Source organism: Pseudomonas sp. NMI760_13 (assembly GCF_021283245.1).
GTDB lineage: Bacteria > Pseudomonadota > Gammaproteobacteria > Pseudomonadales > Pseudomonadaceae > Aquipseudomonas > Aquipseudomonas peradeniyensis.
In genome coordinates this window covers 21,653-44,694 of record NZ_JAJSRC010000037.1, presented here as the reverse complement: position 1 = coordinate 44,694, position 23,042 = coordinate 21,653, and the positions used below count along the sequence as shown (strand labels likewise).

Genomic DNA, 23,042 nt, shown 5'->3' with positions numbered 1-23,042 from the left:
ATGAGCGCAAAACCCCCGGCGATATTCCTCATGGGACCGACTGCGGCCGGCAAGACCGACCTTGCCATCGAGCTGACCCAGGTGCTGCCCTGCGAGCTGATCAGCGTCGATTCGGCGTTGGTCTATCGCGGCATGGATATTGGCACTGCCAAACCTTCGAAAGAGATCCTGGCCGCTCATCCGCATCGGCTGATCGACATTCTTGACCCGGTCGAAAGCTATTCGGCCAAGCAGTTCTGCACCGACGCCCTTGAAGCCATGGCCGAGATCACCGCGCGCGGCAAGATCCCGCTGCTGGTGGGCGGCACCATGCTCTATTACAAGGCCCTGGTCGATGGTCTGGCTGACATGCCACCGGCCGACGCCGCCGTGCGCGCCGAGCTCGAGGCGCAGGCAAGTGCGCTGGGGCTGGCTGAATTGCATCGGCAACTGGCCGAAGTCGACCCGGAATCAGCCGCGCGCATCCATCCGAATGACCCGCAGCGTCTTATCCGCGCGCTCGAGGTATACCGGGTGAGCGGCGAGAGCATGACCGCCCACCGCCAGCGTCAATTCGCGGAAAGTCGCGACGCAGACGCAGGCGCGAACGGGCATTTGCCCTATACTGTCGCGAGTTTGGCGATTGCTCCTACAGATCGTCACATTTTGCATCAGCGAATTGCGCTACGATTTTCGCAGATGCTGGAACAGGGCTTCGTCGATGAGGTCCGATCGCTGCGTGCCAGAAGTGACTTGCACGCGGGGCTGCCGTCTATACGGGCAGTGGGCTATCGACAGGTCTGGGATTATCTCGACGGTCAGCTGACTGAGAATGAGATGCGTGAACGCGGTATCATTGCCACGCGCCAGCTGGCCAAGCGGCAGTTCACCTGGTTGCGCGGCTGGGAAGGCGTGCACTGGCTGGATAGCCTGGCCTGCGACAATCTGTCCCGCACCTTGAAATACCTTGGGGCCGTCTCCATATTGAGCTGAGTCCCTGCTTATAGCCGTCTATTCTTACGAAAAACGGCATGAATCATCGAATTTCCAGTTTTTCTACTATTGATCCTTACAGGAGTGCGGCATATGTCAAAAGGGCATTCGCTACAAGACCCTTACTTGAACACCTTGAGAAAAGAAAAAGTCCCGGTTTCGATCTATCTGGTCAACGGGATCAAGCTGCAGGGCCAGATCGAATCCTTCGACCAGTTCGTCGTGCTGCTGAAGAATACCGTCAGCCAGATGGTCTACAAGCACGCCATTTCGACCGTCGTCCCGGCACGTCCGGTTCGCCTGCCAAGCCCGACCGATGCCGAGCACGGTGACAGCGAGCCAGGCAACGCTTGAAAATAGTAGGAGCCTGCATTGTTCTTTGAGCGCCACGGTGGTGGTGAGCGAGCGCTGCTCGTTCACTTGGAAGGTCAGAACCCTGAGGCGCGCGAAGACCCGCAGGAGTTTCAGGAGCTGGCGCTGTCGGCCGGAGCCGATATCGTTTCGCTGGTAACAGTGGCGCGGCATCAGCCCACCGCCAAGTTTCTGATCGGCAGCGGCAAGGTCGAGGAGCTACGCGACCTGGTCCATTCGGCCGAAGCCGATCTGGTGATTTTCAATCACACCCTCACGCCCAGCCAGGAACGCAACCTCGAACGTGTCTTCGAGTGTCGCGTGCTGGACCGTACCGGGCTGATTCTCGATATCTTCGCCCAACGGGCGCGTACTCACGAAGGCAAGCTGCAGGTCGAACTGGCCCAGCTCGAGCACATGAGCACGCGGCTGGTGCGCGGCTGGACCCACCTTGAGCGACAGAAAGGTGGTATTGGCCTGCGCGGCCCGGGCGAGACCCAGCTGGAAACCGACCGCCGCCTGCTGCGGGTGCGTCTGCGCCAGATCAAGGCACGCCTTGAGAAGGTGCGCAGCCAGCGTGAGCAGGCCCGTCGCGGGCGCAAACGCGCGGACATTCCGTCGGTTTCGCTGGTGGGCTACACCAACGCCGGCAAGTCGACCTTGTTCAACGCCCTGACGCAATCCGACGTGTATGCCGCGGACCAGTTGTTCGCCACCCTCGACCCGACCTTGCGCCGGCTCGAACTGGCCGACCTGGGACCGATCGTGCTGGCCGACACCGTGGGCTTCATTCGCCACCTGCCGCACAAGCTGGTCGAGGCATTTCGGGCTACGCTCGAAGAGTCGAGCAACTCCGACCTGCTGCTGCACGTGATCGACGCCCATGAGCCCGAGCGCATGGAGCAGATCGAGCAGGTGCTGGCGGTATTGGGTGAGATCGGGGCCGAGAGCTTGCCGATCCTCGAGGTCTATAACAAACTCGACCTGCTCGAAGATGTCGAGCCGCAGATCCAGCGCGATGCCGATGGCAAGCCGCAGCGGGTCTGGGTATCGGCACGCGATGGTCGAGGCCTGGAGCTGGTTGGCCAGGCGATTGCCGAGTTGCTGGGGGACGACCTGTATGTCGGAACCCTGTGCCTGGAGCAACGGTTTGCCCGCCTGCGCGCGCAATTCTTTGCCCTGGGTGCCGTGCAGAGTGAAGAGCATGATGAAGAAGGGCGCAGCCTGCTGAGCGTGCGACTGCCCAGGGTCGAGTTGAATCGCCTGGTCAGTCGCGAAGGCATGGAGCCGCAAGTGTTTGTCGAGCAACACACTTTGCAATAAATGCCCGTCGAGGTCGTCGGGCAGCGGTGACAGGCATTCTGTAGCATTGGACGGCGCGCCGTGGGCGCGTCTTTGCTTTATCAGATGGAGAGCGCTATGGCTTGGAACGAGCCGGGTGGCAACTCGAACAATCAGGATCCCTGGGGCGGTCGCCGTAACGGCGGCGGCGGTGGTGGCGACAAGAAAGGTCCACCGGATCTCGACGAGGCCTTCCGCAAGCTGCAGGACAGCCTGAACGGCATGTTCGGCAGTGGCAAGAAACGCGGTGGCGGTGGCGACCGCAATATCGGCAAGGGCGGCAGCTATGGCTTGCTGGGTATCGGCCTGGCGGTGCTGGCGGCCATCTGGCTGTACAACGCCGTGTACGTGGTGGACGAGCAGGAGCAGGCCGTGGTGCTGCGCTTCGGCAAGTACTACGAGACCGTCGGTCCCGGCCTGAACATCTACTTCCCGCCGATCGACCGCAAGTACATGGAAAACGTGACTCGCGAGCGGGCTTACACCAAGCAGGGCCAGATGCTCACCGAAGACGAGAACATCGTCGAGGTGCCGCTGACCGTGCAGTACCGCATCAGCAACCTGCAGGACTTCGTGCTCAACGTCGACCAGCCGGAAGTCAGCCTGCAGCATGCGACCGACAGCGCCCTGCGCCACGTGGTGGGTTCCACCTCGATGGACCAGGTGCTGACCGAAGGCCGCGAGCAGATGGCCGTGGACATCCGCGAGCGTCTGCAGCGTTTCCTCGACACCTACCGCACCGGTATCACCGTCACCCAGGTCAACGTGCAGAGCGCGGCAGCTCCGCGTGAAGTACAGGAAGCCTTCGACGACGTGATCCGTGCCCGTGAAGACGAACAGCGTGCGCGCAACCAGGCCGAGTCCTACGCCAACGGCGTGGTGCCCGAGGCCCGCGGTCAGGCGCAGCGCATCATCGAGGACGCCAATGGCTACCGCGATGAGGTAATCGCCCGTGCCAAGGGTGAGGCCGATCGCTTCACCAAGCTGGTTGCCGAGTACCGCAAGGCGCCGGACGTGACCCGTCAGCGTCTGTACCTGGAAACCATGCAGGAGGTGTACAGCAACTCCAGCAAGGTCATGGTGGCGACCAAGGACGGGCAGAACAACCTGCTCTACCTGCCACTGGACAAGATGGTCGAAGGCAGCCGCAACAGCACGCCAGCGCCGGTCAGCGGAGTTTCGCCGTCGGTCAACGACGCCGCCGCACGTGCCGCGCAGGACCTGCAACAACAACCGCCGCTGCGTTCCAGGGAGAGCCGCTGATGAGCAATAAATCGCTGTTCGCCCTGATTGGCGCCGTGGTGCTGGCGATCGTCGCCTGGAACTGCTTCTACATCGTCTCGCAGACCGAGCGCGCGGTATTGCTGCAGTTCGGCCGCGTGGTCAAGGCTGATGTCCAGCCCGGCCTGCACGTGAAGGTGCCGTACGTGAACCAGGTGCGCAAGTTCGATGCCCGCCTGATGACCCTCGACGCCCCGACCCAGCGTTTCCTGACCCTGGAGAAGAAGGCGGTGATGGTCGATGCCTACGCCAAGTGGCGGGTCAAGGACGCCGAGCGCTTCTACACCGCCACTTCGGGCATGAAGCAGATCGCCGACGAGCGTCTGTCGCGTCGTCTGGAAAGCGGCCTGCGTGACCAGTTCGGTAAACGCACCCTGCACGAAGTGGTGTCCGGTGAGCGTGACGCGTTGATGGCTGACATCACCGCTTCGCTGAACCGCATGGCCAGCAAGGAGCTGGGTATCGAAGTGGTCGACGTTCGCGTCAAGGCCATCGACCTGCCGAAGGAAGTCAATCGTAGCGTGTTCGACCGCATGAGCACCGAGCGTGAGCGTGAGGCTCGCGAGCACCGCGCCAAGGGTAACGAGCTGGCCGAAGGTATTCGTGCCGACGCCGACCGTCAGCGCCGCGTGCTGCTGGCCGAGGCGTATCGTGAAGCGGAAGAGACCCGCGGTGATGGCGACGCCCAGGCGGCCTCCATCTACGCCAAGGCCTACAGCCAGGACGCTGATTTCTATGCGTTCCACCGTAGCCTGCAGGCCTACCGCGAGAGCTTCTCGAGCAAGAGCGACGTACTGGTCCTGGACCCGAAGAACGAGTTCTTCCGTTACCTGGACAAGAGCAAGCCCTGATGCTGCTCTCATGACGGGGCGCCCCGTCTGGCAGCTAAAATGCCAGGCGGGGTGCATCCTGAATGAAAAGGGGTGTATGATGCGGCAGCCGGGAAATTCCCGGCTTTTTTGCGTCTGCAAGGTTGATCGGCCCATGGCTTGTTGACGGTTTGGTCAGGACGCAAGGCAATTCGAGGGTGTTGGGTACGGTGGTTGCGCTGGGATCGGTGCTGCCCGCTATTGTGCGCCAACGCCTGCTTTACTCACGGCTCGCCTGCGGGCAGGCCGCCCGGACCAGAGGGGAAATGGCGTAATGGCAACGGTAGACCGCTGGCTGCTGCCAGATGGCATCGAGGAAGTACTGCCACCTGAGGCCGCGCGCATCGAGATCGCGCGACGTCAGGTGTTGGACCTGTTCCAGAGTTGGGGTTACGAACTGGTCGTCACGCCGCATATCGAGTACCTGGAGTCGCTGCTCACCGGCGCCGGCCAGGACCTGGACCAGCGCACCTTCAAGGTCGTCGACCCACAGTCCGGCCGCCTGATGGGCTTCCGTGCCGACTTCACCCCGCAGGTGGCGCGTATCGACGCCCACACCTTGCGCCGTGAAGGCCCGAGCCGCCTGTGCTACGCCGGCAGCGTGCTGCACGCGCAACCGCGTGCCCTGTCCACCTCGCGCAGCCCGATCCAACTGGGCGCCGAGCTGTACGGCGACGCCAGCCCCACCAGTGATGTCGAGGTCATCAGCCTGATGCTCGCCACGCTGCAGCTGACCGATGTGCCGGATGTGCACATGGACCTTGGCCACGTCGGTATCTACCGCGGCCTGGCCCGCGCCGCCAACCTGTCTGGCGCGGTCGAGCAGCAGCTGTTCGACGCCCTGCAGCGCAAGGCGGTCGACGAAGTGCAGGCGCTCACCGCCGACCTGCCGAAGGACCTGGGCAACATGCTGCGCGCCCTGGTCGAGTTGTGCGGCGGCCGTGAAGTGCTGGCCGAGGCCCGTGTGCGCCTGGGCCGTGCCCCGGCCAGCGTGCTGGCGGCGCTGGACGACCTGCTGGCGATCGCTGATCGCCTGGCGTCGCGCTACCCGGACCTGCCGTTGTACTTCGACCTCGGCGAGCTGCGCGGCTACAACTATCACACCGGCGTGGTGTTCGCGGTGTTCGTGCCGGGCGAAGGTCAGTCGATCGCCCAGGGCGGTCGCTACGACGACATCGGCGCCGATTTCGGCCGGGCACGCCCGGCCACCGGATTCTCCACGGATTTGAAGACCCTGGTCACACTGGGGCGAGCGGAGGTCGTATTGCCTGCTGGCGGCATCTGGATGCCCGACAGCAGCGATGCGGCCCTCTGGCAGCAAGTCTGCCAGTTGCGCAACGAAGGCCAGCGTGTGGTCCAGGCCCTGCCTGGCCAGCCGTTGAGTGCTGCCTTCGAAGCGGATTGTGATCGGCAATTGATTCAGCAAGACGGGCGCTGGCAGGTTCTGCCGCTGACCCATTGAGATTCTTCGCCGGCAGTGGGCCGGCAACCAAGTTGCGTGAATGAGGACAAGTGTTATGGGTAAGAATGTCGTCGTCCTGGGCACCCAGTGGGGTGATGAGGGCAAAGGCAAGATCGTCGATCTGCTGACCGAACATGCTGCCGCCGTAGTGCGCTACCAAGGTGGCCACAACGCGGGCCACACCCTGGTGATCAACGGTGAGAAGACCGTTCTGCACCTTATTCCCTCTGGCATCCTGCGTGAAGGCGTGCAGTGCCTGATCGGCAACGGCGTGGTCGTTGCTCCTGACGCCCTGATGCGTGAAATCACCAAGCTGGAAGAGAAGGGCGTGCCAGTGCGCGAGCGCCTGCGCATCAGCCCGGCCGCCCCGCTGATCCTGTCGTACCATGTGGCCCTCGACCAGGCCCGTGAGAAGGCCCGTGGCGAAGCCAAGATCGGCACCACCGGTCGTGGCATCGGCCCGGCCTACGAAGACAAGGTGGCCCGTCGCGGCCTGCGCGTCGGCGACCTGTTCCACCGCGAGCGTTTCGCCGCCAAGCTCGGTGAGCTGCTGGACTACCACAACTTCCAGCTGGTGAACTACTACAAAGAGCCGGCCATCGACTTCCAGCAGACCCTGGACGAGTGCATGGCCTACGCCGAGCAGCTCAAGCCGATGATGCTCGACGTCACCGCCGAACTGCACAACCTGCGCCGCGCCGGCAAGGACATCATGTTCGAAGGCGCCCAGGGCTCGCTGCTGGACATCGACCACGGTACCTACCCGTACGTCACCAGCTCCAACACCACCGCCGGCGGCATCTCCACCGGTTCCGGCGTTGGCCCGATGTACCTGGACTACATCCTGGGCATCACCAAGGCGTACACCACTCGCGTCGGTTCCGGTCCGTTCCCGACCGAACTGTTCGACGAGACCGGCGCCACCCTGGCCAAGCGTGGTCACGAGTTCGGCTCGACTACCGGCCGCGCCCGTCGTTGCGGCTGGTTCGACGCCGTCATCCTGCGTCGCGCCATCGACGTCAACAGCATCTCGGGCATCTGCCTGACCAAGCTGGACGTACTGGACGGCCTGGAAACCATCAACATCTGCGTTGGCTACAAGAACGAGAACGGTGCCGTCATCGACGCGCCGTCCGATGCCGACAGCTACATCGGCCTGGAGCCGGTGTACGAAGAGATGCCGGGCTGGAGCGAGTCGACCCTGGGCGTGAAAACCCTGGAAGAGCTGCCGCAAGCCGCGCGCAACTACATCAAGCGTATCGAGGAGCTGGTCGGCGCGCCGATCGACATCATCTCGACCGGCCCGGACCGCAACGAGACCATCGTGCTGCGTCATCCGTTTGCCTGATCGGCCGCTTCGGTAGCTGATTGAACGCCGCGTTCCCGCAAGGGAACGCGGCGTTTTTGTTTCTGTATGGCAGTACTGTCGAGTCTCTGTGGGAGCGGGTTTACCCGCGAATGCGGCGGTGAATCCAGCATTGCATTCGCGGGTAAACCCGCTCCCACAGAGATGTTGCTTTGCTTTCAACTCTGTCACAGGTACAGATGCCGCCCGACCTGGCATTTTTACCTGCTGCCTTCGGCACAACCCTTGCTGTAAGAAGCTTCTGACGATGCCATCAAAGTAATGGCGCCAGAAACACGAGGGTTACAACGTGTCTGCCATCCTTTCACTGTTACGAAGCCGCCTCTTGCGGCCTGTGTTTGTTGCGCTTGGTATCGCTCTTCTGGTGCAGGTGCTGGTCGCCGTTGCACTGACACGGAGCACGGTCACCGCCCTGGAGGCCGATTTGGGGGCGCGCCTGGGCAACGACAGCCAGAAACTGGCCGCCGAACTCGAGCAGGCCGGGCAGGATGTCCGCGCCGGGCTCGACAGCCTGTCGGCCAGTACCCGCCAGCGCCTAAGCGCCGGCCTTTCCGAGCGGCTGCAGGCCGAGCAGCAGCAATTGCGCGCCACCTTGGAAAAGAACCTCAAGGATTCGGCCAACGACATGGCCGAGCTGCTGGCCTCGGTAGCGCCGCGGGCGATCTGGGACAACGACGTGCCGACGCTGTCGGACTTCGCCCGCCGTGCCCAGCGCAATCCCAACGTGCTGTTCGTCATCTATGACGACGCCCAGGGCCAGCACCTGACCCGCTACCTCAACCGGCAGAACCCGATCAACCAGGCGTTGATGGACAAGGGGCAGGGCGAGCGGGCGCTGGACAAGGTGCTGGATGCCGCACGCAAGGACCCGTCGGTGTACTACGTCGAGGCCTCGATCAACCCCAACGGTGCCGAGATCGGCAAGGTGCTGATGGGCGTCTCCACCGCGGGCGTCGACCAGGAGCTCAAGGCCCTCGACCAGCGATTCGCCGCACTGATCGCCAGCGGCGAGCAACTGGTCGGCGACAGCCTGGTGGCTGCCGCCGCCGACAGCGGCAAGGCCCTGCGCGCGCGGTTGGAGACGGCCCAGAACAGCGCCACGGCGATGCAGGCCAATACCGCGCAGACCGTGCGCGATGCCGCCGCCGAGCTGCGCTGGCGCATCGGCCTGGGCCTGGTGCTGGTCGGGTTGGGCGTGCTGCTGGTGGTGGCGGTGGTGCTCGGGCGCCGGGTACTGAGCAAGCTCGGCCTGCTGATCGCCGCGCTGAACGACCTGGCCGCGGGCGAGGGCGACCTGACCAAGCGGGTCAAGCTCGACAGCCGTGACGAGATCGGTGACATGGCCTCGGCGGTCAACCGCTTCGTCGACAAGCTCCAGCCCATCGTTCGCGAGGCCGGTGAGGTGGCACAGCGCACTGGCGTGGAGATCGGCAGCATGGCCCAGCGCAACGCGGGGGCCGATGCTGCCGCTGCGCTGCAGCGCGACGAAGTGGCGGCCAGCCTGCGCGACCTGTCGAGCATGGCCGACGAGGCCCAGGCCGAGAGCCATGCCATGCAGGCGGCGTTGCAGCAGGTGGTGGACATTCGCCAGGCCACCGATGAGAACAGCCGCGCCTCTACCCAGCTGGCGCGGTTGATCGAGAACCTGGCCGGTGAGGTACAGACCGGCTCCCAGGTGATCGAGCGGCTGGCCAAGCAGAGCGAACAGATCGAGGTGGTGTTGACGGTGATCCATGGTATCGCCGAGCAGACCAATCTGTTGGCGCTGAACGCCGCCATCGAGGCGGCGCGGGCCGGGGAAACCGGGCGCGGCTTCGCCGTGGTGGCCGACGAGGTGCGGGCGCTGGCGAGCAAGACGCAGAGTTCGACCGGGGATATCCAGTCGCATATCGCCGCCTTGCAGCAGGGGGCCAAGGAGGCGGTGGCGACCATCAGCCAGGCTGGGCGCCAGGCCAGCGAGGGCCTGCTGGTGCTGCGCGACAACGAGCGGCGCCAGCAGTCGGTGCAGGCGGCAGTGGAACAGGTGCATGCGGCGATCGGCCTGGCCACCCGTGCGGCGGAGCAGCAGGCCAATGGCGCGCAGGCGGTACGTGGGCGGGTGGAGAACATCCATGCCCAGGCTGAGCGTTCGGCCGAGGTAGTGATGCAGACCACGGCCAGCAGCAAGGTGCTGGACGACCTGGCGGCGCAGTTGCGGGCCAGCCTGGGGCAGTTCAGGGCCTGATATTGCGCCTTTATAGCGCCTGCGTTGGGCAATGTCCGTTGCCGAACGCCCATGAAAAAGCCCTGCCGAAGCAGGGCTTTTCTTGTGTCAGGCTCAGCCCTTGTAGGCAGCGACCGACTTGGTGATCGCGGCACGGGCGGCGTCGGCGCCTTCCCAGCCTTCGATCTTGACCCATTTGCCCTTCTCGAGATCCTTGTAGTTCGCGAAGAAGTGCTCGATCTGCTGGATCAGCAGGGCTGGCAGGTCGGTGTATTCCTTCACGTCAACGTACAGCTGGCTCAGCTTGTCGTGCGGAACAGCGATGACCTTAGCGTCGCCGCCGCCGTCGTCGGTCATGTTCAGGATGCCGACCGGACGGGCGCGGATCACCGAGCCTGGGGCAACCGGGTACGGGGTAACGACCAGCACGTCCAGCGGATCACCGTCGTCGGCCAGGGTGTTGGGGATGTAGCCGTAGTTGGCCGGGTAGAACATCGGGGTGGCCATGAAACGGTCGACGAACAGGGCATCGCTGTCCTTGTCGATCTCGTACTTGATCGGCGCGTGGTTGGCCGGGATTTCGATGGCGACGTAGATGTCGTTCGGCAGGTCTTTGCCGGCTGGAATCTTGCTGTAGCTCATTGGGCAATGCCCCCGTGTTTGAACAAAAAAGTGGCGGCGATTATAGGCACATTCCCACGGTGGGTGCCACGTCCGGCCTGATGTGCGGGCGTTCAGGCGTGGCTTTCGCGGTAGTCCGGGTGTTCGGCCTGAAGGTGCATCAGACGCTCGAGCGGATCCTGGCGATAGAACAGCGACAGCTGCTGGTAGACCTGCGGGTAAGCCTGGTGCAGCAGATCGGGGGCGCTGAAGAAGTATTCACTGGTGACGGCAAAGAACTCGGCAGGGTTTTCCGCGGCGTAGGGATCGATGGCCGTTTCGGCGTCCGGGTCGGCATCGAGCTGGCGATTCATCGCGTCATAGGCCTGCTGCATGGCCTGGGCCCAGTCCTCGACGCGCATGCCGTGGTGCAGGGGCGGCAGGCCGTTGGCGTCGCCGTTGAGCATGTCCAGCTTGTGCGCCAGCTCGTGGATCACCAGGTTGTAGGCTTCCCAGCCGCCGCTGGCCAGGACCCCGGGCCAGGCCAGGATCACCGGGCCCTGCTGCCAGGCTTCGCCACTGTGCTCGGCATCCCACACGTGCTCGACGCCGCTGGCGTCGCGGTGGCGCTGAGGGCTCTTGAAGTCGTCGGGGTAGAGGATGATCTCGTGGAAGCCCTGGTACCAGTTCAGCTCGCCCAGGTGCAGCAGCGGCAATTGGGCCTCGGCGGCGAGGAACAGGCGCTGCTCGTCGTCCAGCTCGACGCCCGGCAGGGTAGTCAGGTGCTTGTCATGCAGGAACAGCACGCTGGCTTCACGCAGCCAGCGGTCTTCCTCGTCGCTGAGACCATCCAGCAGCGGCAGGCGCTCGCGGACCACCTGCCACATGCGCGGGTCGACTGGATAACGGGCCAGGGTGCGCCGGCGGCGCCAGGCGCTGAACGACCACATGCGCTGGTCAGTGGGCCTTGGCCGTGCGGCTGAAGCGACCGCGCAGCAGGCCGAGGATCATCGGCACCAGCGACAGGATGATGATGGCGACCACCATCAACGACAGGTGCTGCTTGATGAACGGTACGTTGCCGAAGAAGTAGCCCAGGGTCACCAGGCCACCTACCCACAGCAGCGAGCCGGCCACGCTGAAGGCCAGGAAACGCGGGTAGTGCATGTGGGCGATACCGGCGACGAACGGCGCGAAAGTGCGCAGGATCGGCAGGAAGCGCGCCAGGGTGACGGTCTTGCCGCCATGGCGTTCATAGAACTCGTGGGTGCGCTGCAGGTAGTCCTGGCGGAAGATCTTCGAGTTGGGGTTGCGGAACAGGCGTTCGCCCGCCGTGCGCCCGATCACGTAGTTGGTGCTGTCGCCGAGGATCGCCGCAGTCATCAGCAGGCCGGCCAGCAGCACCGGATCCATGCCGCCGCCAGCGGCCACGGCGCCGGCGATGAACAGCAGCGAGTCGCCCGGCAGGAACGGCATCACCACCAGGCCGGTCTCGCAGAAGATCACGGCGAAGAGAATGGCGTAGATCCAGGGACCGTAGTTGTTGACCAGCAGATCGAGGTAGGCATCGAGATGCAGGATGAGGTCCAGCGGGTTGAAATCCATGTACAGCACCTGTGTTCTTGACCCGCTACTACGGGCGCGCGATGACGGACAGCGCCATGGTTGGGGAAGGTTTACCGGCTAGGCGGGTAACTTTTCGCACATGACAGGAAGGGGATTATACGGCGAAGTCCGGATTGTGCCCGGAGAGTTTGTAGCGAGGGGTTACGACTCTTTCAGACCAGGCGCATTCTCTGTAGGAGCGGCCTTGTGCCGCGAAAGGGCTGCGGAGCAGCCCCGACGATTGTTGGTGCATCCAAAATCCCGGGGCCGCTTCGCAGCCCTTTCGCGGCACAAGGCCGCTCCTACAGGCGTACGTGTACGGTCATCTTGTATGCCGGTGGCCCCGTGCATCGCTCAATCCTGACTGATCGGCAAGATATAGTTCTCGAACTCGGTGTCCTTGCGAAAACCCATGGACTCATAAGTCTTGCGCGCCACTTCGTTGTCGCTGCTGGTGGACACGCGCATGCGCACGGCGTTGGATTGCTTGGCCATCTTCTTGGCCTCGCGCATCAGGTTGTCCGCTACCAGCATGCGTCGTGAGTCCTCGGCCACGTAGATGTCATTGAGGATCCACACGCGCTTGAGTGACAGCGAGGAGAAGCTTGGGTAGAGCTGGCAGAAACCCAGTAACTTGCCGTCGTCGTCAACGGGCAGGGCGAGGTAGATGATCGATTCCTTGCGCTCGAGGCGCTTCTCGAGAAAGGATCGTGAGCTGTCCGGGTAAGGCAATTGCCCATAGAACTCGCGATATTTCACGAACAGCGGGGTGAGCAGGTCGAGGTGTTCCAAGGTTGCCTGGATGATGCGCATGGGCGGGCCTCTGAGTCCATTGGGGATACGGCGGATTGCCTGCAGCGTCCTCTGGCATGCTGCCTAAAGCAGGCCAGAAGCGCAATCCGCCTTCCGTGACATGTTGTTTACCCTTCACCGAGCAGGAAGTTTGAGCTTTTTCCGGCAGAGTCTTCACTGTCGATACTATGGACCTCTGCTTCGTCCTTCAGATTCACCCCCGAGAGCTGGCGTCGGCACGCTTCGCGCATCAGGTACAGCAGGCGGTGGGCGGCCATGCCGTAGCTCAGGCCTTCCAGGCGCACGTTGGAAATGCAGTTGCGGTAGGCGTCGGTCAGGCCGACCTTGGGCGCGTAGGTGAAGTACAGCCCCAGGCTGTCGGGCGAACTCAAGCCCGGGCGTTCGCCGATCAACATGACTGTCATGCGTGCGCCAAGCAGCTCACCGACTTCGTCGGCCACCGCGACCCGGCCTTGCTCCACCAATATAACCGGGGCGCTGGTCCAGCCATCGGCGGCGGCCTGCTCCTCGAAGCGGCTCAGGAAGGGCAGGGTGTGGCGGTGCACGGCCAACGCCGACAGACCATCGGCGACGACGATCGCCAGGTCTACGCCGTCGGGGTTGGCCTGGGCATGCTCGCGCAGGCGCTGCGCCGAGTCCTCGTGCAGGCGCCGGCCAAGGTCCGGGCGTTGCAGGTACTGATGGCGGTCGCTGGCGGCGCTGTGCAGCAGCAGGCTGTCGCGGCCGCGCTCGCCAAGCTGCTGGCGCAGGCCGACGTGGTCGAACGGCAGATGCACGGCATCGCGGGCCTGGGCGTGGGCGAACTGGAAGTCCAGCTGGGCGCCGGTCGGCAGGCTGATGCCGGTGCGGCCGAGGGCGATGCGCGCCGGGGTGAGGTTGCGCAGGGCCAGCCAGGGATTGTCCGGAGTGGGGGTGTGTCGTTCCATGGTCACCTCTAGGCCAGCTGTGCCAGGGCCTGGCGGAAGGCTGGCGGCAGGTTGTCGCCGAAGCGGATGCGGCCGTCGGCCTGGGTGAAGATGCCGGTGCGCTCCAGCCACGCCTCGAATTCCGGCCCGGGCTTCAGGCCCAGGGTCTGGCGCGCGTAGAGCGCGTCGTGGAACGAGGTGGTCTGGTAGTTGAGCATGATGTCGTCGGAGCCGGGGATGCCCATGATGAAGTTGATCCCGGCCACGCCCAGCAGGGTCAGCAGGGTGTCCATGTCGTCCTGGTCGGCCTCGGCGTGGTTGGTGTAGCAGATGTCGCAGCCCATCGGCACGCCCAGCAGCTTGCCGCAGAAGTGGTCCTCGAGGCCGGCGCGGATGATCTGCTTGCCGTTGTACAGGTATTCCGGGCCGATGAAGCCGACCACTGTGTTGACCAGGAACGGCTTGAAGTGGCGGGCCACGGCGTAGGCGCGGGTCTCGCAGGTCTGCTGGTCGACGCCGTGGTGGGCGTTGGCCGACAGCGCGCTGCCCTGGCCGGTCTCGAAGTACATCAGGTTCTGCCCGAGCGTGCCGCGCTTGAGCGACAGGCCCGCCTCGTAGCCTTCCTGGAGCACGTTGAGGTTGATGCCGAAGCCGGCATTGGCCGCCTCGGTACCGGCGATGGACTGGAACACCAGGTCCAGCGGCACGCCACGGTTGATCGCCTCGATCGAGGTGGTGACGTGGGTCAGCACACAGGACTGGGTGGGGATGTCGTAGCGCTGGATGATCGCGTCGAGCATCTCCAGCAGCGCGCAGATCGAGGCGATGCTGTCGGTGGCCGGGTTGATGCCGATCATGGCGTCGCCGTTGCCATACAGCAGGCCGTCGAGGATGCTCGCGGCGATGCCGGCCGGTTCGTCGGTCGGGTGGTTGGGTTGCAGGCGCGTCGACAGCCGCCCGCGCAGCCCCATGGTGCCGCGAAAGGCGGTGACCACGCGGATTTTCTGCGCCACCAGCACCAGGTCCTGCACGCGCATGATCTTCGATACCGCCGCCGCCATTTCCGGCGTCAGGCCCGGCGCCAGGGCGCGCAGGCTGTGCTCGTCGGCCTGCTCGCCCAGCAGCCAGTCGCGCAGGCCGCCGACGGTCAGGTGGCTGACGGCGGCGAAGGCCTGCGCATCGTGGGTGTCGATGATCAGGCGGGTGACTTCGTCTTGTTCATAGGGAATCAGCGCCTCGCTGAGGAAGTGCTTGAGCGGGATGTTGGCCAGGGCCATCTGCGCCGCCACCCGCTCGCCGTCGTTGCTGGCGGCGACACCGGCCAGGTAGTCACCCGAACGCGCCGGGCTGGCCTTGGCCATCACCTCTTTGAGGCTGTCGAAGCGGTAGACCTGGTGGCCTACCGTATGCGTGAAACTTGCCATACAGAATCTCCAGGGCGCCGCAGGCCTGGCCTGCGGCGCAAGTCGGCGATCAGTGCAGGGCCTCTTCGGCCTTCTGGATCGCGGCGAATTCCTCTTCCGGGGTACCCGCCACCAGGTGGTGACGGCTGTAGAAAGCAAAGTAGGCAATTAATACTGCATAGATCACTGCAGCGCCAATCACCACCCGCGGATCGACCAGGAACCCGGCGACCACGGCGATACAGGCCAGCACCAGGGCCACGCCCGAGGTGAAGATGCCGCCGGGGGTGCGGTACGGGCGCTCCATTTTCGGGCGACGGATACGCAGGGTGATGTGCGCGGCCATCATCAGCACGTAGGACAGCGTGGCGCCGAACACCGCCACCAGGATCAGCAGGTCGCCCTGGCCAGTCAGCGACAGGGCGAAGCCGATGATGCCGGGGATCACCAGGGCCAGTACCGGGGCCTTGCTCTTGTTGGTTTCCGACAGCTTGCGCGGCAGGTAGCCGGCACGGGAAAGCGCGAAGATCTGCCGCGAATAGGCATAGATGATCGAGAAGAAGCTGGCGATCAGGCCGGCCAGGCCCACCAGGTTGACGAAGCCGCCCATCCAGGTGGAGCCGCCGTAGGCCTTGGACAGCGCCTCGACCAGCGGGTTGCCCGAGGCCTTCAGCGCTTCGGAACCGGCGCCGCCGGGCCCGACCACCAGGATCAGCAGGGCGAAGGCCAGCAGCACCAGCATCGCGCCGATCAGGCCGCGGGGCAGGTCGCGTTTCGGGTTCTTGGTCTCTTCGGCGGCCAGCGGCACGCCCTCGACCGCGAGGAAGAACCAGATTGCGTAGGGAATCGCCGCCCACACGCCGACGTAGCCGAACGGCAGGAAGCTGCTGGCACCCACGGCGTCAGTCTTGGCGATGTCGAACAGGTTGGCTGCATCGAAATGGGGCACCATGCCGATCAGGAACACCGCCAGGGCGATGGCGGCGACGGCGGTGATGATGAACATCAGCTTCAGCGCCTCGCCCACCCCGAAGATGTGGATGCCGATGAACACGATGTAGAAGGCCAGGTAGATCATCCAGCCGCCGATACCGAACAGCGACTGGCAGTAGGCGCCGATGAACACGGCGATGGCTGCGGGGGCAATGGCGTACTCGATGAGGATCGCCGTGCCGGTGAGGAACCCGCCCCAGGGGCCAAAGGCGCTGCGGGCAAAGCCATAGCCGCCGCCGGCGGTAGGGATCATCGACGAAAGTTCGGCCAGGGAGAAGCACATGCACAGGTACATGGTGGCCATCAGCAGGGTGGCGAGGAACATGCCGCCCCAGCCACCCTGGGCCAGGCCGAAGTTCCAGCCGGCATAGTCGCCGGAGATCACGTAGGCCACGCCCAGGCCCACCAGCAGGACCCAGCCGGCGGCGCCTTTCTTCAGTTCACGTTGCTGGAAATAGTCCGATCCGACTTTTTCGAAGTCGACGGAGGAACTCGCCGGCGCGCTGCCGGAATGATCGCTTGGCATAGGGTTCACCTGTTGTTTTTCTTAGGTTGCCGGAGGGACTGCCGGCCACTGGTGATTCGTTTTGCAGGAAGCGGGCCAGAGCGGTTGATGCACGGGAACCGCCCTGGTTTCTGGTTTGTGCAGGTCTGGCCTCTTCGCGGGCAAGCCCGCTCCCACAGATTCGGCACTGATTTTGAATTTTATGCTGTATCTGTGGGAGCGGGTTTACCCGCGAAAAGGGCGACGCGGTTTAGAAGAAGCCCAGCGGGTTGATGTCGTAGCTCACCAGCAGGTTCTTGGTCTGCTGGTAGTGGTCGAGCATCATCTTGTGGGTTTCACGGCCGACGCCGGACTTCTTGTAGCCACCGAACGCGGCGTGCGCCGGGTACAGGTGGTAGCAGTTGGTCCACACGCGGCCGGCCTTGATACCGCGGCCCATGCGGTAGGCGCGGTTGATGTCACGGGTCCACACGCCGGCACCGAGGCCGAACTCGGTGTCGTTGGCGATGGCCAGGGCCTCGGCTTCGTCCTTGAAGGTGGTGACGCTGACCACCGGGCCGAAGATTTCTTCCTGGAACACGCGCATCTTGTTGTTGCCCTTGAGCAGGGTCGGCTGGATGTAGTAGCCGCTGGCCAGCGCGCCTTCGAGCTGCTCCACCTTGCCGCCGGTGAGCAGCTCGGCGCCTTCTTCCTGGGCAATCTTCAGGTACGACTGGATCTTCTCGAACTGCTGCTGGGATGCCTGGGCGCCGACCATGGTGTCGGTGTCCAGCGGGTCGCCGCGTTTGATCTGCAGGACCTTCTTCATCACCACTTCCATGAACTGCGGGTAGATCGACTCCTGCACCAGGGCGCGCGACGGGCAGGTGCATACTTCACCCTGGTTGAAGAACGCCAGCACCATGCCTTCGGCGGCCTTGTCGATGAAGGCCGGCTCCGCTTGCATGATGTCCTCGAAGTAGACGTTGGGCGACTTGCCGCCCAGCTCGACGGTGGACGGGATGATGTTCTCGGCGGCGCATTTCATGATGTGCGCGCCGACCGGGGTGGAGCCGGTGAAGGCGATCTTGGCGATGCGCTTGCTGGTGGCCAGGGCTTCACCGGCCTCGCGGCCATAGCCTTGCACCACGTTGAGCACGCCCTTGGGCAGCAGGTCGCCGATCAGCTCCAGCAGCACGGTGATGCCCAGCGGCGTCTGCTCGGCAGGCTTGAGCACCACGCAGTTGCCGGCGGCCAGGGCCGGGGCCAGCTTCCAGGCGGCCATCAGCAGCGGGAAGTTCCACGGGATGATCTGCCCGACCACGCCCAGTGGCTCGTGGATGTGATAAGCCACGGTGGATTCGTTGATCTCGGCGGCGCCGCCTTCCTGGGCGCGGATGCAGCCGGCGAAGTAGCGGAAGTGATCGACCGCCAGCGGGATGTCGGCGTTGAGGGTTTCGCGGATCGGCTTGCCGTTGTCCCAGGTCTCGGTGATGGCCAGCAGTTCGAGGTTCTGCTCGATGCGATCGGCGATGCGCAGCAGGACGTTGGAGCGGTCCTGCACCGAGGTGCGGCCCCAGGCGTCGGCGGCGGCATGGGCGGCGTCGAGGGCCTTTTCGATGTCTTCGGCGCTGGAGCGGGGGAACTCGGCGATCGCCTGGCCGTTCACCGGCGAGGTGTTGGTGAAGTACTCACCCTTTACCGGAGGAACGAACTCACCACCGATGTAGTTGCCGTAGCGGCTCTTGAAGGAAACCTTCGCGCCCTCGGTACCGGGATGTGCGTAACGCATGGTGTGTCTCCTGGTCGTTGTGATTGTTGCGGAGTTTCCTAGCGTAGAGCAAAGGTCGGGCCAGCGCCTGGAGGTCCTTGTGTATCAATGACTTGGGTCAAGGGCGGTAAGCGGTTGGCCATGCTCTGTGCCAAGGCCGGTACGGCCTGGGTGACACTTTGTACCGTTTGCGACACGGGTCGTGACCGCAGGGTCAGTGCACCATTGCAAAGCGTTCCCGCCTGGAGGATGCTGGCGACACGCTCTATCTGCGGAGAACAACTACAAATGCAGAGCAACCCGTTCAGCCGCCATGCCCAGCAAGTGCTCACGGTCGCCCACGGCCAGGCCAGCGGGCCGGGCAGCGACCCGTCGATCGCCCGCTCCTGGCTGCGCTGCCTGGAGGACTACCACCTCGACCCGGCACGGGCCCAGGCCCCGGTGGTGCTCGAGCACGGCCGCCTGCTGGAGAGCCGCGAGCGCCTGCGCCAGGTGCTGCAGATCGCCGACAACGAGATGAACAGCCTGCACCAGCAGCTCTCCGGCAGCGGGCACGCGGTGTTGCTGACCGACGCCCGCGGGGTGATCCTCAACTGCGTCACCGCTCCCGGCGAGCGGCGCATCTTCGAGCGCGCCGGGCTGTGGCTTGGCGCCGACTGGAGCGAAGCCCGCGAGGGCACCAACGGCATCGGCACCTGCCTGGTCGAGCGCCAGGCCCTGACCATTCACCAGGACGAGCACTTTCGTGGCCGCCATACCGGCCTGACCTGCTCGGCCAGCCCGGTATTCGACCCCCACGGTGAACTGCTGGGGGTACTCGACGTGTCATCGGCACGGCCGGATGTTTCGCGCCAGAGCCAGTTCCACACCATGGCCCTGGTCAACCTGTCGGCGAAGATGATCGAAAGCTGTTATTTCCTGCGTCATTTCGAGCAGCAGTGGCTGCTGCGCTTCCACCTGCAGGCCGAGTCGGTCGGCCTGTTCAGCGAAGGGTTGCTTGCCGTCGATGGCGACGGGCGGATTTGCGCCGCCAACCAGAGCGCCTTGAACCTGCTGGGGACCATCCGAGGCGGCGTGCTGGGCAAGCCCCTGGACAGGTTCTTCGCCTGCAGCCACGACGAGCTGTTCAGTCGCGCCACGCCCCAGGGCAGCAGCGCCTGGCCGCTGCACACCCGCGATGGCCGCCAGGTGTTCGCCAGCTTGCGCGGCCAGGCCCGAACGCCGGTGTGGTCAGTGCCGGTGGCCTTGCCCCGGGCCAGCGACCCCGGCATCTGCCTGCTCGACCCGGCCCTGCGCGAGGACTTTCGCCGCGCCGTGCGGGTGTTCGAGCGTGATGTGCCGCTGCTGCTGCGCGGCGAGACCGGCTGCGGCAAGGAGGCCTTCGCCCAGGCCGTGCACCAGGCCAGCTCGCGCCGGCACAAGCCGTTCGTGGCGATCAACTGCGCGTCGATTCCCGAGAGCCTGATTGAGAGCGAGCTGTTCGGCTATCGCGGCGGCAGCTTCACCGGCGCGCGCAAGGAGGGCATGCGCGGCAAGCTGTTGCAGGCCGATGGCGGCACCTTGCTGCTGGACGAGATCGGCGATATGCCGCTGGCGCTACAGACCCGCCTGCTGCGGGTGCTCGAAGAACGCCAGGTGGTGCCCATCGGTGGCGAGCCGCAGGCGGTGGATGTGCGGATCGTCAGCGCCACCCACCGTGACCTGCTGGAACGGGTTGAACAGGGGGGCTTTCGCGAAGATCTCTATTACCGCCTCAATGGCCTCGAGGTTGCACTGCCGGCGCTGCGCGAGCGTAGCGACAAGGCGCAGTTGCTCGATTTCCTGCTGGCGCAGGAGGCCGAGGGCCAACCCGTCGGCCTCGACCCGGCCGCCCGCCAGGCACTGCTGGACTTCACCTGGCCGGGTAACGTGCGGCAGATGAGGAATGTGCTGCGTACGCTGGTGGCGTTGTGCGAAGGTGCGCACATCGAGTTTTCCGATCTCCCTGCAATTGTCCGCCATGGCGCGCCCTCTGTAGGAGCGGCCTTGTGCCGCGAAAGGGCCGCAGAGCGGCCCCAGCATCCTGACCATATCGCTGAAATCGCCGGGGCCGCTGCGCAGCCCTTTCGCGGCACAAGGCCGCTCCTACACGCCGAGCGCGATGCATTGCTCGCCGTACTGGAGGCAAACCGCTGGCACTTGACCCGCGTCGCCGAACACCTGGGCATCAGCCGCAATACCTTGTATCGAAAACTGCGCAAACACGGCATCGCCAGGGCTGGTTGAGCGAAACAGCGAGTGCGATTTCCCTCGCCCTGGGCTACCCTGCCTCGACGTTTTGCGAGGTCGATCATGCACATTCATATTCTCGGTATTTGCGGCACTTTCATGGGTTCGCTGGCGGTGCTGGCCAAGGAACTGGGCCACCGCGTCACCGGCTCCGATGCCAACGTCTATCCCCCGATGAGCACCCAGCTCGAGGCCCAGGGCATCGAGCTGACCCAGGGCTACGACCCGGCCCAGCTGGAGCCGGCACCTGACCTGGTGGTGATCGGCAACGCCATGTCGCGGGGCAACCCGGCGGTGGAGTACGTGCTGAACAAGGGCCTGCCCTATGTGTCCGGCCCGCAGTGGCTGGCCGACCATGTGCTGCAGGGCCGCTGGGTGCTGGCCGTGGCCGGTACCCATGGCAAGACCACCACCAGCAGCATGCTGGCCTGGGTCCTGGAGCATGCCGGCATGAGCCCGGGCTTCCTGATCGGCGGCGTGCCGCAGAACTTCTCGGTGTCGGCGCGCCTGGGCGGCACACCGTTCTTCGTGGTCGAGGCCGACGAATACGACAGCGCCTTCTTCGACAAGCGCTCAAAGTTCGTGCACTACCACCCGCGCACCGCGATCCTCAACAACCTCGAGTTCGATCACGCGGACATCTTCCCGGACCTGGCGTCCATCGAGCGGCAGTTCCACCACCTGGTGCGCACCATCCCGAGCGAAGGCCTGGTCATCCACCCGACCACCGAGCAGGCGCTGGAGCGAGTGATCGGCATGGGCTGCTGGACCCCGGTGCAGACCACCGGAGCTGGTGGCCAGTGGCAGGCGCGCCTGCTCAGCGCCGACGGTTCGCGCTTCGAAGTGCTGTTCGAGGACGAGGCGCAAGGCGTGGTGGACTGGGCCTTGACTGGCCAGCACAACGTTGCCAACGCCCTGGCCACCCTGGCGGCCGCCCGCCATGTGGGTGTGGCCCCGGCCATGGGCATCGAGGGCCTGAGCGCGTTCAAGAGCGTCAAACGGCGTATGGAGAAGGTCGCCGAAGTTCAAGGCGTGACCATCTACGATGACTTCGCCCACCACCCGACTGCCATTGCCACCACCCTCGATGGCCTGCGCAAGCGCGTTGGCGAGGCGCCGGTGATTGCGGTGATCGAGCCGCGCTCCAACTCCATGAAGCTTGGCGCCCACCGCGATGGCCTGCCGGAAAGCGTCAACGACGCCGACCAGGTGATCTGGTACGCGCCGCCCAACCTGGGCTGGGACCTGGCGGGCACCGCCGCGCAGTGCAAGGTGCCGAGCGTGGTGGCCGACAGCCTCGAAGCCATCATCGAGCGCATCAAGGGCCAGGCCCGCCCGGGCACCCATGTGGTGATCATGAGCAACGGCGGCTTCGGCGGCCTGCACGGCAAGCTGGCCGAGGCGCTGAAGTGAGCGGGCCGGAACGCATCACCCTGGCCATGACCGGCGCCTCCGGGGCGCAGTATGGCCTGCGTCTGCTCGATTGCCTGGTGCGCGAGGACCGCGAGGTGCACTTCCTCATCTCCAAGGCCGCGCAGTTGGTGATGGCCACCGAGACCGACGTGCTGCTGCCGGCCAAGCCCCAGGCCATGCAGGCGTTCCTCACCGAGTACACCGGCGCGGCCGACGGGCAGATCCGCGTGTACGGCAAGGAGGACTGGATGTCGCCGGTGGCCTCGGGCTCCGGCGCGCCGGCGGCGATGGTGGTGGTGCCCTGTTCCACCGGCACCCTGTCGGCGATCGCCACGGGTGCCTGCAACAACCTGATCGAGCGCGCCGCCGACGTGACCCTCAAGGAACGTCGGCAACTGATCCTGGTGCCGCGCGAGGCGCCGTTCTCCACCATCCACCTGGAGAACATGCTCAAGCTGTCGCAGATGGGCGCGGTGATCCTGCCGGCGGCACCGGGGTTCTATCACCAGCCGCAGAGCATCGACGACCTGGTCGATTTCGTCGTGGCGCGCATCCTCAACCTGCTGAACATCCCGCAGGACATGCTGCCGCGCTGGGGCGAGCATCATTACGGGGTCGATGATTGAAGCGGGTGTTGGCGGGGCTGGTGATACTGGCCGAGCTCGGCGGCTGCGCCACGGTGCGCACCCTCGATGCCAACAAGCCGGGGGCGCCGGTGGTGTATGCCGGAACGCGCCTGGACTTGTACGTGATCAATGGCGGTTGTTGCCCCGAGGACCGCTTTGGCGCCGAAGCGCCGGCTTATCCGGGGCTGGACCTGCCGGGGAGCGCGTTGCTGGATACCTTGTTGCTGCCGCTGTCGTTGTTGACTGCGGCGGGGGTGGGTTTCAACGCCACGGGCGGTCTGTAGCGGCCCTTTCGCGGGTAAACCCGCTCCCACAG

General features: G+C 64.9%; 19 protein-coding genes and 2 pseudogenes. 13 read left to right on the top strand and 8 right to left on the bottom strand.

The window, feature by feature from the left end; translation table 11 throughout:
* The 9 genes and pseudogenes from miaA to LU671_RS29830 form a co-directional block, all read left to right on the top strand.
* Positions 1–972, top strand: a complete 972-nt coding sequence (gene miaA / locus LU671_RS26385; RefSeq protein ID WP_203648184.1) for a tRNA (adenosine(37)-N6)-dimethylallyltransferase MiaA — start codon at positions 1–3, stop codon at positions 970–972.
* 93 nt (positions 973–1,065) lie between these two features.
* Complete coding sequence (gene hfq, locus LU671_RS26380) at positions 1,066–1,326, top strand: RNA chaperone Hfq (RefSeq protein WP_203648183.1); 261 nt, start codon at positions 1,066–1,068, stop codon at positions 1,324–1,326.
* Between the two features lie 18 nt (positions 1,327–1,344).
* Positions 1,345–2,646, top strand: a complete 1,302-nt coding sequence (gene hflX, locus LU671_RS26375; protein ID WP_023629895.1) for a ribosome rescue GTPase HflX — start codon at positions 1,345–1,347, stop codon at positions 2,644–2,646.
* A gap of 96 nt (positions 2,647–2,742) precedes the next feature.
* The gene (hflK, locus tag LU671_RS26370) at positions 2,743–3,927 is read left to right on the top strand and encodes an FtsH protease activity modulator HflK (RefSeq protein WP_110734900.1); all 1,185 of its coding nucleotides are present in this window, start codon (positions 2,743–2,745) and stop codon (positions 3,925–3,927) included.
* Positions 3,927–4,796: a protease modulator HflC gene (gene hflC, locus LU671_RS26365; protein WP_203648182.1), complete on the top strand. Its 870-nt coding sequence runs from the start codon at positions 3,927–3,929 to the stop codon at positions 4,794–4,796. The genes hflK and hflC overlap by 1 nt, the downstream gene beginning before the upstream one ends.
* A gap of 292 nt (positions 4,797–5,088) precedes the next feature.
* Positions 5,089–6,276, top strand: a complete 1,188-nt coding sequence (locus LU671_RS26360) for an ATP phosphoribosyltransferase regulatory subunit (RefSeq protein WP_110734905.1) — start codon at positions 5,089–5,091, stop codon at positions 6,274–6,276.
* Positions 6,277–6,331: 55 nt separating this feature from the next.
* Entirely contained in the window at positions 6,332–7,624 is a 1,293-nt protein-coding gene (locus LU671_RS26355; RefSeq protein ID WP_028688256.1) for an adenylosuccinate synthase, read from the top strand.
* A 643-nt stretch (positions 7,625–8,267) separates the two neighbouring features.
* Positions 8,268–8,960 (top strand): annotated as a pseudogene (locus LU671_RS29835) (methyl-accepting chemotaxis protein); the annotation flags it as partial.
* Between the two features lie 390 nt (positions 8,961–9,350).
* A pseudogene (locus tag LU671_RS29830) lies at positions 9,351–9,866 on the top strand (methyl-accepting chemotaxis protein); the annotation flags it as partial.
* Between the two features lie 93 nt (positions 9,867–9,959).
* On the opposite strand, the gene ppa reads toward LU671_RS29830, so the two are convergent.
* From ppa to exaC, 8 genes are all read right to left on the bottom strand, one after another.
* Positions 9,960–10,487, bottom strand: coding sequence for an inorganic diphosphatase (ppa, locus tag LU671_RS26345; protein ID WP_203648181.1), 528 nt, complete (start codon positions 10,485–10,487; stop codon positions 9,960–9,962).
* Between the two features lie 92 nt (positions 10,488–10,579).
* On the bottom strand, positions 10,580–11,395 hold the full coding sequence (locus tag LU671_RS26340) for a zinc-dependent peptidase (protein ID WP_232857394.1): 816 nt from the start codon (positions 11,393–11,395) through the stop codon (positions 10,580–10,582).
* Positions 11,396–11,402: 7 nt separating this feature from the next.
* Positions 11,403–12,050: a DedA family protein gene (locus LU671_RS26335; protein WP_232857393.1), complete on the bottom strand. Its 648-nt coding sequence runs from the start codon at positions 12,048–12,050 to the stop codon at positions 11,403–11,405.
* Positions 12,051–12,404: 354 nt separating this feature from the next.
* A complete protein-coding gene (locus tag LU671_RS26330; protein WP_203648178.1) occupies positions 12,405–12,863 on the bottom strand; it encodes a GNAT family N-acetyltransferase in 459 nt (152 codons plus the stop codon).
* Positions 12,864–12,970: 107 nt separating this feature from the next.
* A complete protein-coding gene (eutC, locus tag LU671_RS26325; RefSeq protein WP_232857392.1) occupies positions 12,971–13,789 on the bottom strand; it encodes an ethanolamine ammonia-lyase subunit EutC in 819 nt (272 codons plus the stop codon).
* Between the two features lie 8 nt (positions 13,790–13,797).
* The gene (locus LU671_RS26320) at positions 13,798–15,192 is read right to left on the bottom strand and encodes an ethanolamine ammonia-lyase subunit EutB (protein WP_203648176.1); all 1,395 of its coding nucleotides are present in this window, start codon (positions 15,190–15,192) and stop codon (positions 13,798–13,800) included.
* Positions 15,193–15,241: 49 nt separating this feature from the next.
* Complete coding sequence (gene eat, locus LU671_RS26315) at positions 15,242–16,690, bottom strand: ethanolamine permease (protein WP_028690369.1); 1,449 nt, start codon at positions 16,688–16,690, stop codon at positions 15,242–15,244.
* A gap of 229 nt (positions 16,691–16,919) precedes the next feature.
* Positions 16,920–18,440 carry an acetaldehyde dehydrogenase ExaC gene (exaC, locus tag LU671_RS26310; RefSeq protein WP_203648175.1) on the bottom strand — a complete coding sequence of 507 codons (1,521 nt, stop codon included), beginning with the start codon at positions 18,438–18,440 and terminating at the stop codon, positions 16,920–16,922.
* Positions 18,441–18,707: 267 nt separating this feature from the next.
* Between exaC and LU671_RS26305 the strand changes: the two genes are divergently transcribed.
* The 4 genes from LU671_RS26305 to LU671_RS26290 all read left to right on the top strand — a co-directional run bounded on the left by LU671_RS26305 (position 18,708) and on the right by LU671_RS26290 (position 23,010).
* On the top strand, positions 18,708–20,684 hold the full coding sequence (locus tag LU671_RS26305) for a sigma-54-dependent Fis family transcriptional regulator (protein WP_232857391.1): 1,977 nt from the start codon (positions 18,708–18,710) through the stop codon (positions 20,682–20,684).
* A gap of 66 nt (positions 20,685–20,750) precedes the next feature.
* Positions 20,751–22,100: a UDP-N-acetylmuramate:L-alanyl-gamma-D-glutamyl-meso-diaminopimelate ligase gene (gene mpl, locus LU671_RS26300; protein WP_232857390.1), complete on the top strand. Its 1,350-nt coding sequence runs from the start codon at positions 20,751–20,753 to the stop codon at positions 22,098–22,100.
* Positions 22,097–22,726 carry a flavin prenyltransferase UbiX gene (ubiX, locus tag LU671_RS26295; RefSeq protein ID WP_198744903.1) on the top strand — a complete coding sequence of 210 codons (630 nt, stop codon included), beginning with the start codon at positions 22,097–22,099 and terminating at the stop codon, positions 22,724–22,726. Before mpl ends, ubiX begins: the two co-directional genes overlap by 4 nt.
* Positions 22,723–23,010, top strand: coding sequence for a YceK/YidQ family lipoprotein (locus tag LU671_RS26290; RefSeq protein WP_203648173.1), 288 nt, complete (start codon positions 22,723–22,725; stop codon positions 23,008–23,010). Before ubiX ends, LU671_RS26290 begins: the two co-directional genes overlap by 4 nt.
* Positions 23,011–23,042 lie beyond the last annotated feature (32 nt).

Bases quoted from the DNA above. Each gene is read 5' to 3' on its own strand.
- miaA (WP_203648184.1), top strand. From the start codon at position 1: ATGAGCGCAAAACCCCCGGCGATATTCCTCATGGGACCGACTGCGGCC.
- hfq (WP_203648183.1), top strand. From the start codon at position 1,066: ATGTCAAAAGGGCATTCGCTACAAGACCCTTACTTGAACACCTTGAGA.
- hflK (WP_110734900.1), top strand. From the start codon at position 2,743: ATGGCTTGGAACGAGCCGGGTGGCAACTCGAACAATCAGGATCCCTGG.
- hflC (WP_203648182.1), top strand. From the start codon at position 3,927: ATGAGCAATAAATCGCTGTTCGCCCTGATTGGCGCCGTGGTGCTGGCG.
- LU671_RS26360 (WP_110734905.1), top strand. From the start codon at position 5,089: ATGGCAACGGTAGACCGCTGGCTGCTGCCAGATGGCATCGAGGAAGTA.
- LU671_RS26355 (WP_028688256.1), top strand. From the start codon at position 6,332: ATGGGTAAGAATGTCGTCGTCCTGGGCACCCAGTGGGGTGATGAGGGC.
- ppa (WP_203648181.1), bottom strand. From the start codon at position 10,487: ATGAGCTACAGCAAGATTCCAGCCGGCAAAGACCTGCCGAACGACATC.
- LU671_RS26340 (WP_232857394.1), bottom strand. From the start codon at position 11,395: ATGTGGTCGTTCAGCGCCTGGCGCCGCCGGCGCACCCTGGCCCGTTAT.
- LU671_RS26335 (WP_232857393.1), bottom strand. From the start codon at position 12,050: ATGGATTTCAACCCGCTGGACCTCATCCTGCATCTCGATGCCTACCTC.
- LU671_RS26330 (WP_203648178.1), bottom strand. From the start codon at position 12,863: ATGCGCATCATCCAGGCAACCTTGGAACACCTCGACCTGCTCACCCCG.
- eutC (WP_232857392.1), bottom strand. From the start codon at position 13,789: ATGGAACGACACACCCCCACTCCGGACAATCCCTGGCTGGCCCTGCGC.
- LU671_RS26320 (WP_203648176.1), bottom strand. From the start codon at position 15,192: ATGGCAAGTTTCACGCATACGGTAGGCCACCAGGTCTACCGCTTCGAC.
- eat (WP_028690369.1), bottom strand. From the start codon at position 16,690: ATGCCAAGCGATCATTCCGGCAGCGCGCCGGCGAGTTCCTCCGTCGAC.
- exaC (WP_203648175.1), bottom strand. From the start codon at position 18,440: ATGCGTTACGCACATCCCGGTACCGAGGGCGCGAAGGTTTCCTTCAAG.
- LU671_RS26305 (WP_232857391.1), top strand. From the start codon at position 18,708: ATGCAGAGCAACCCGTTCAGCCGCCATGCCCAGCAAGTGCTCACGGTC.
- mpl (WP_232857390.1), top strand. From the start codon at position 20,751: ATGCACATTCATATTCTCGGTATTTGCGGCACTTTCATGGGTTCGCTG.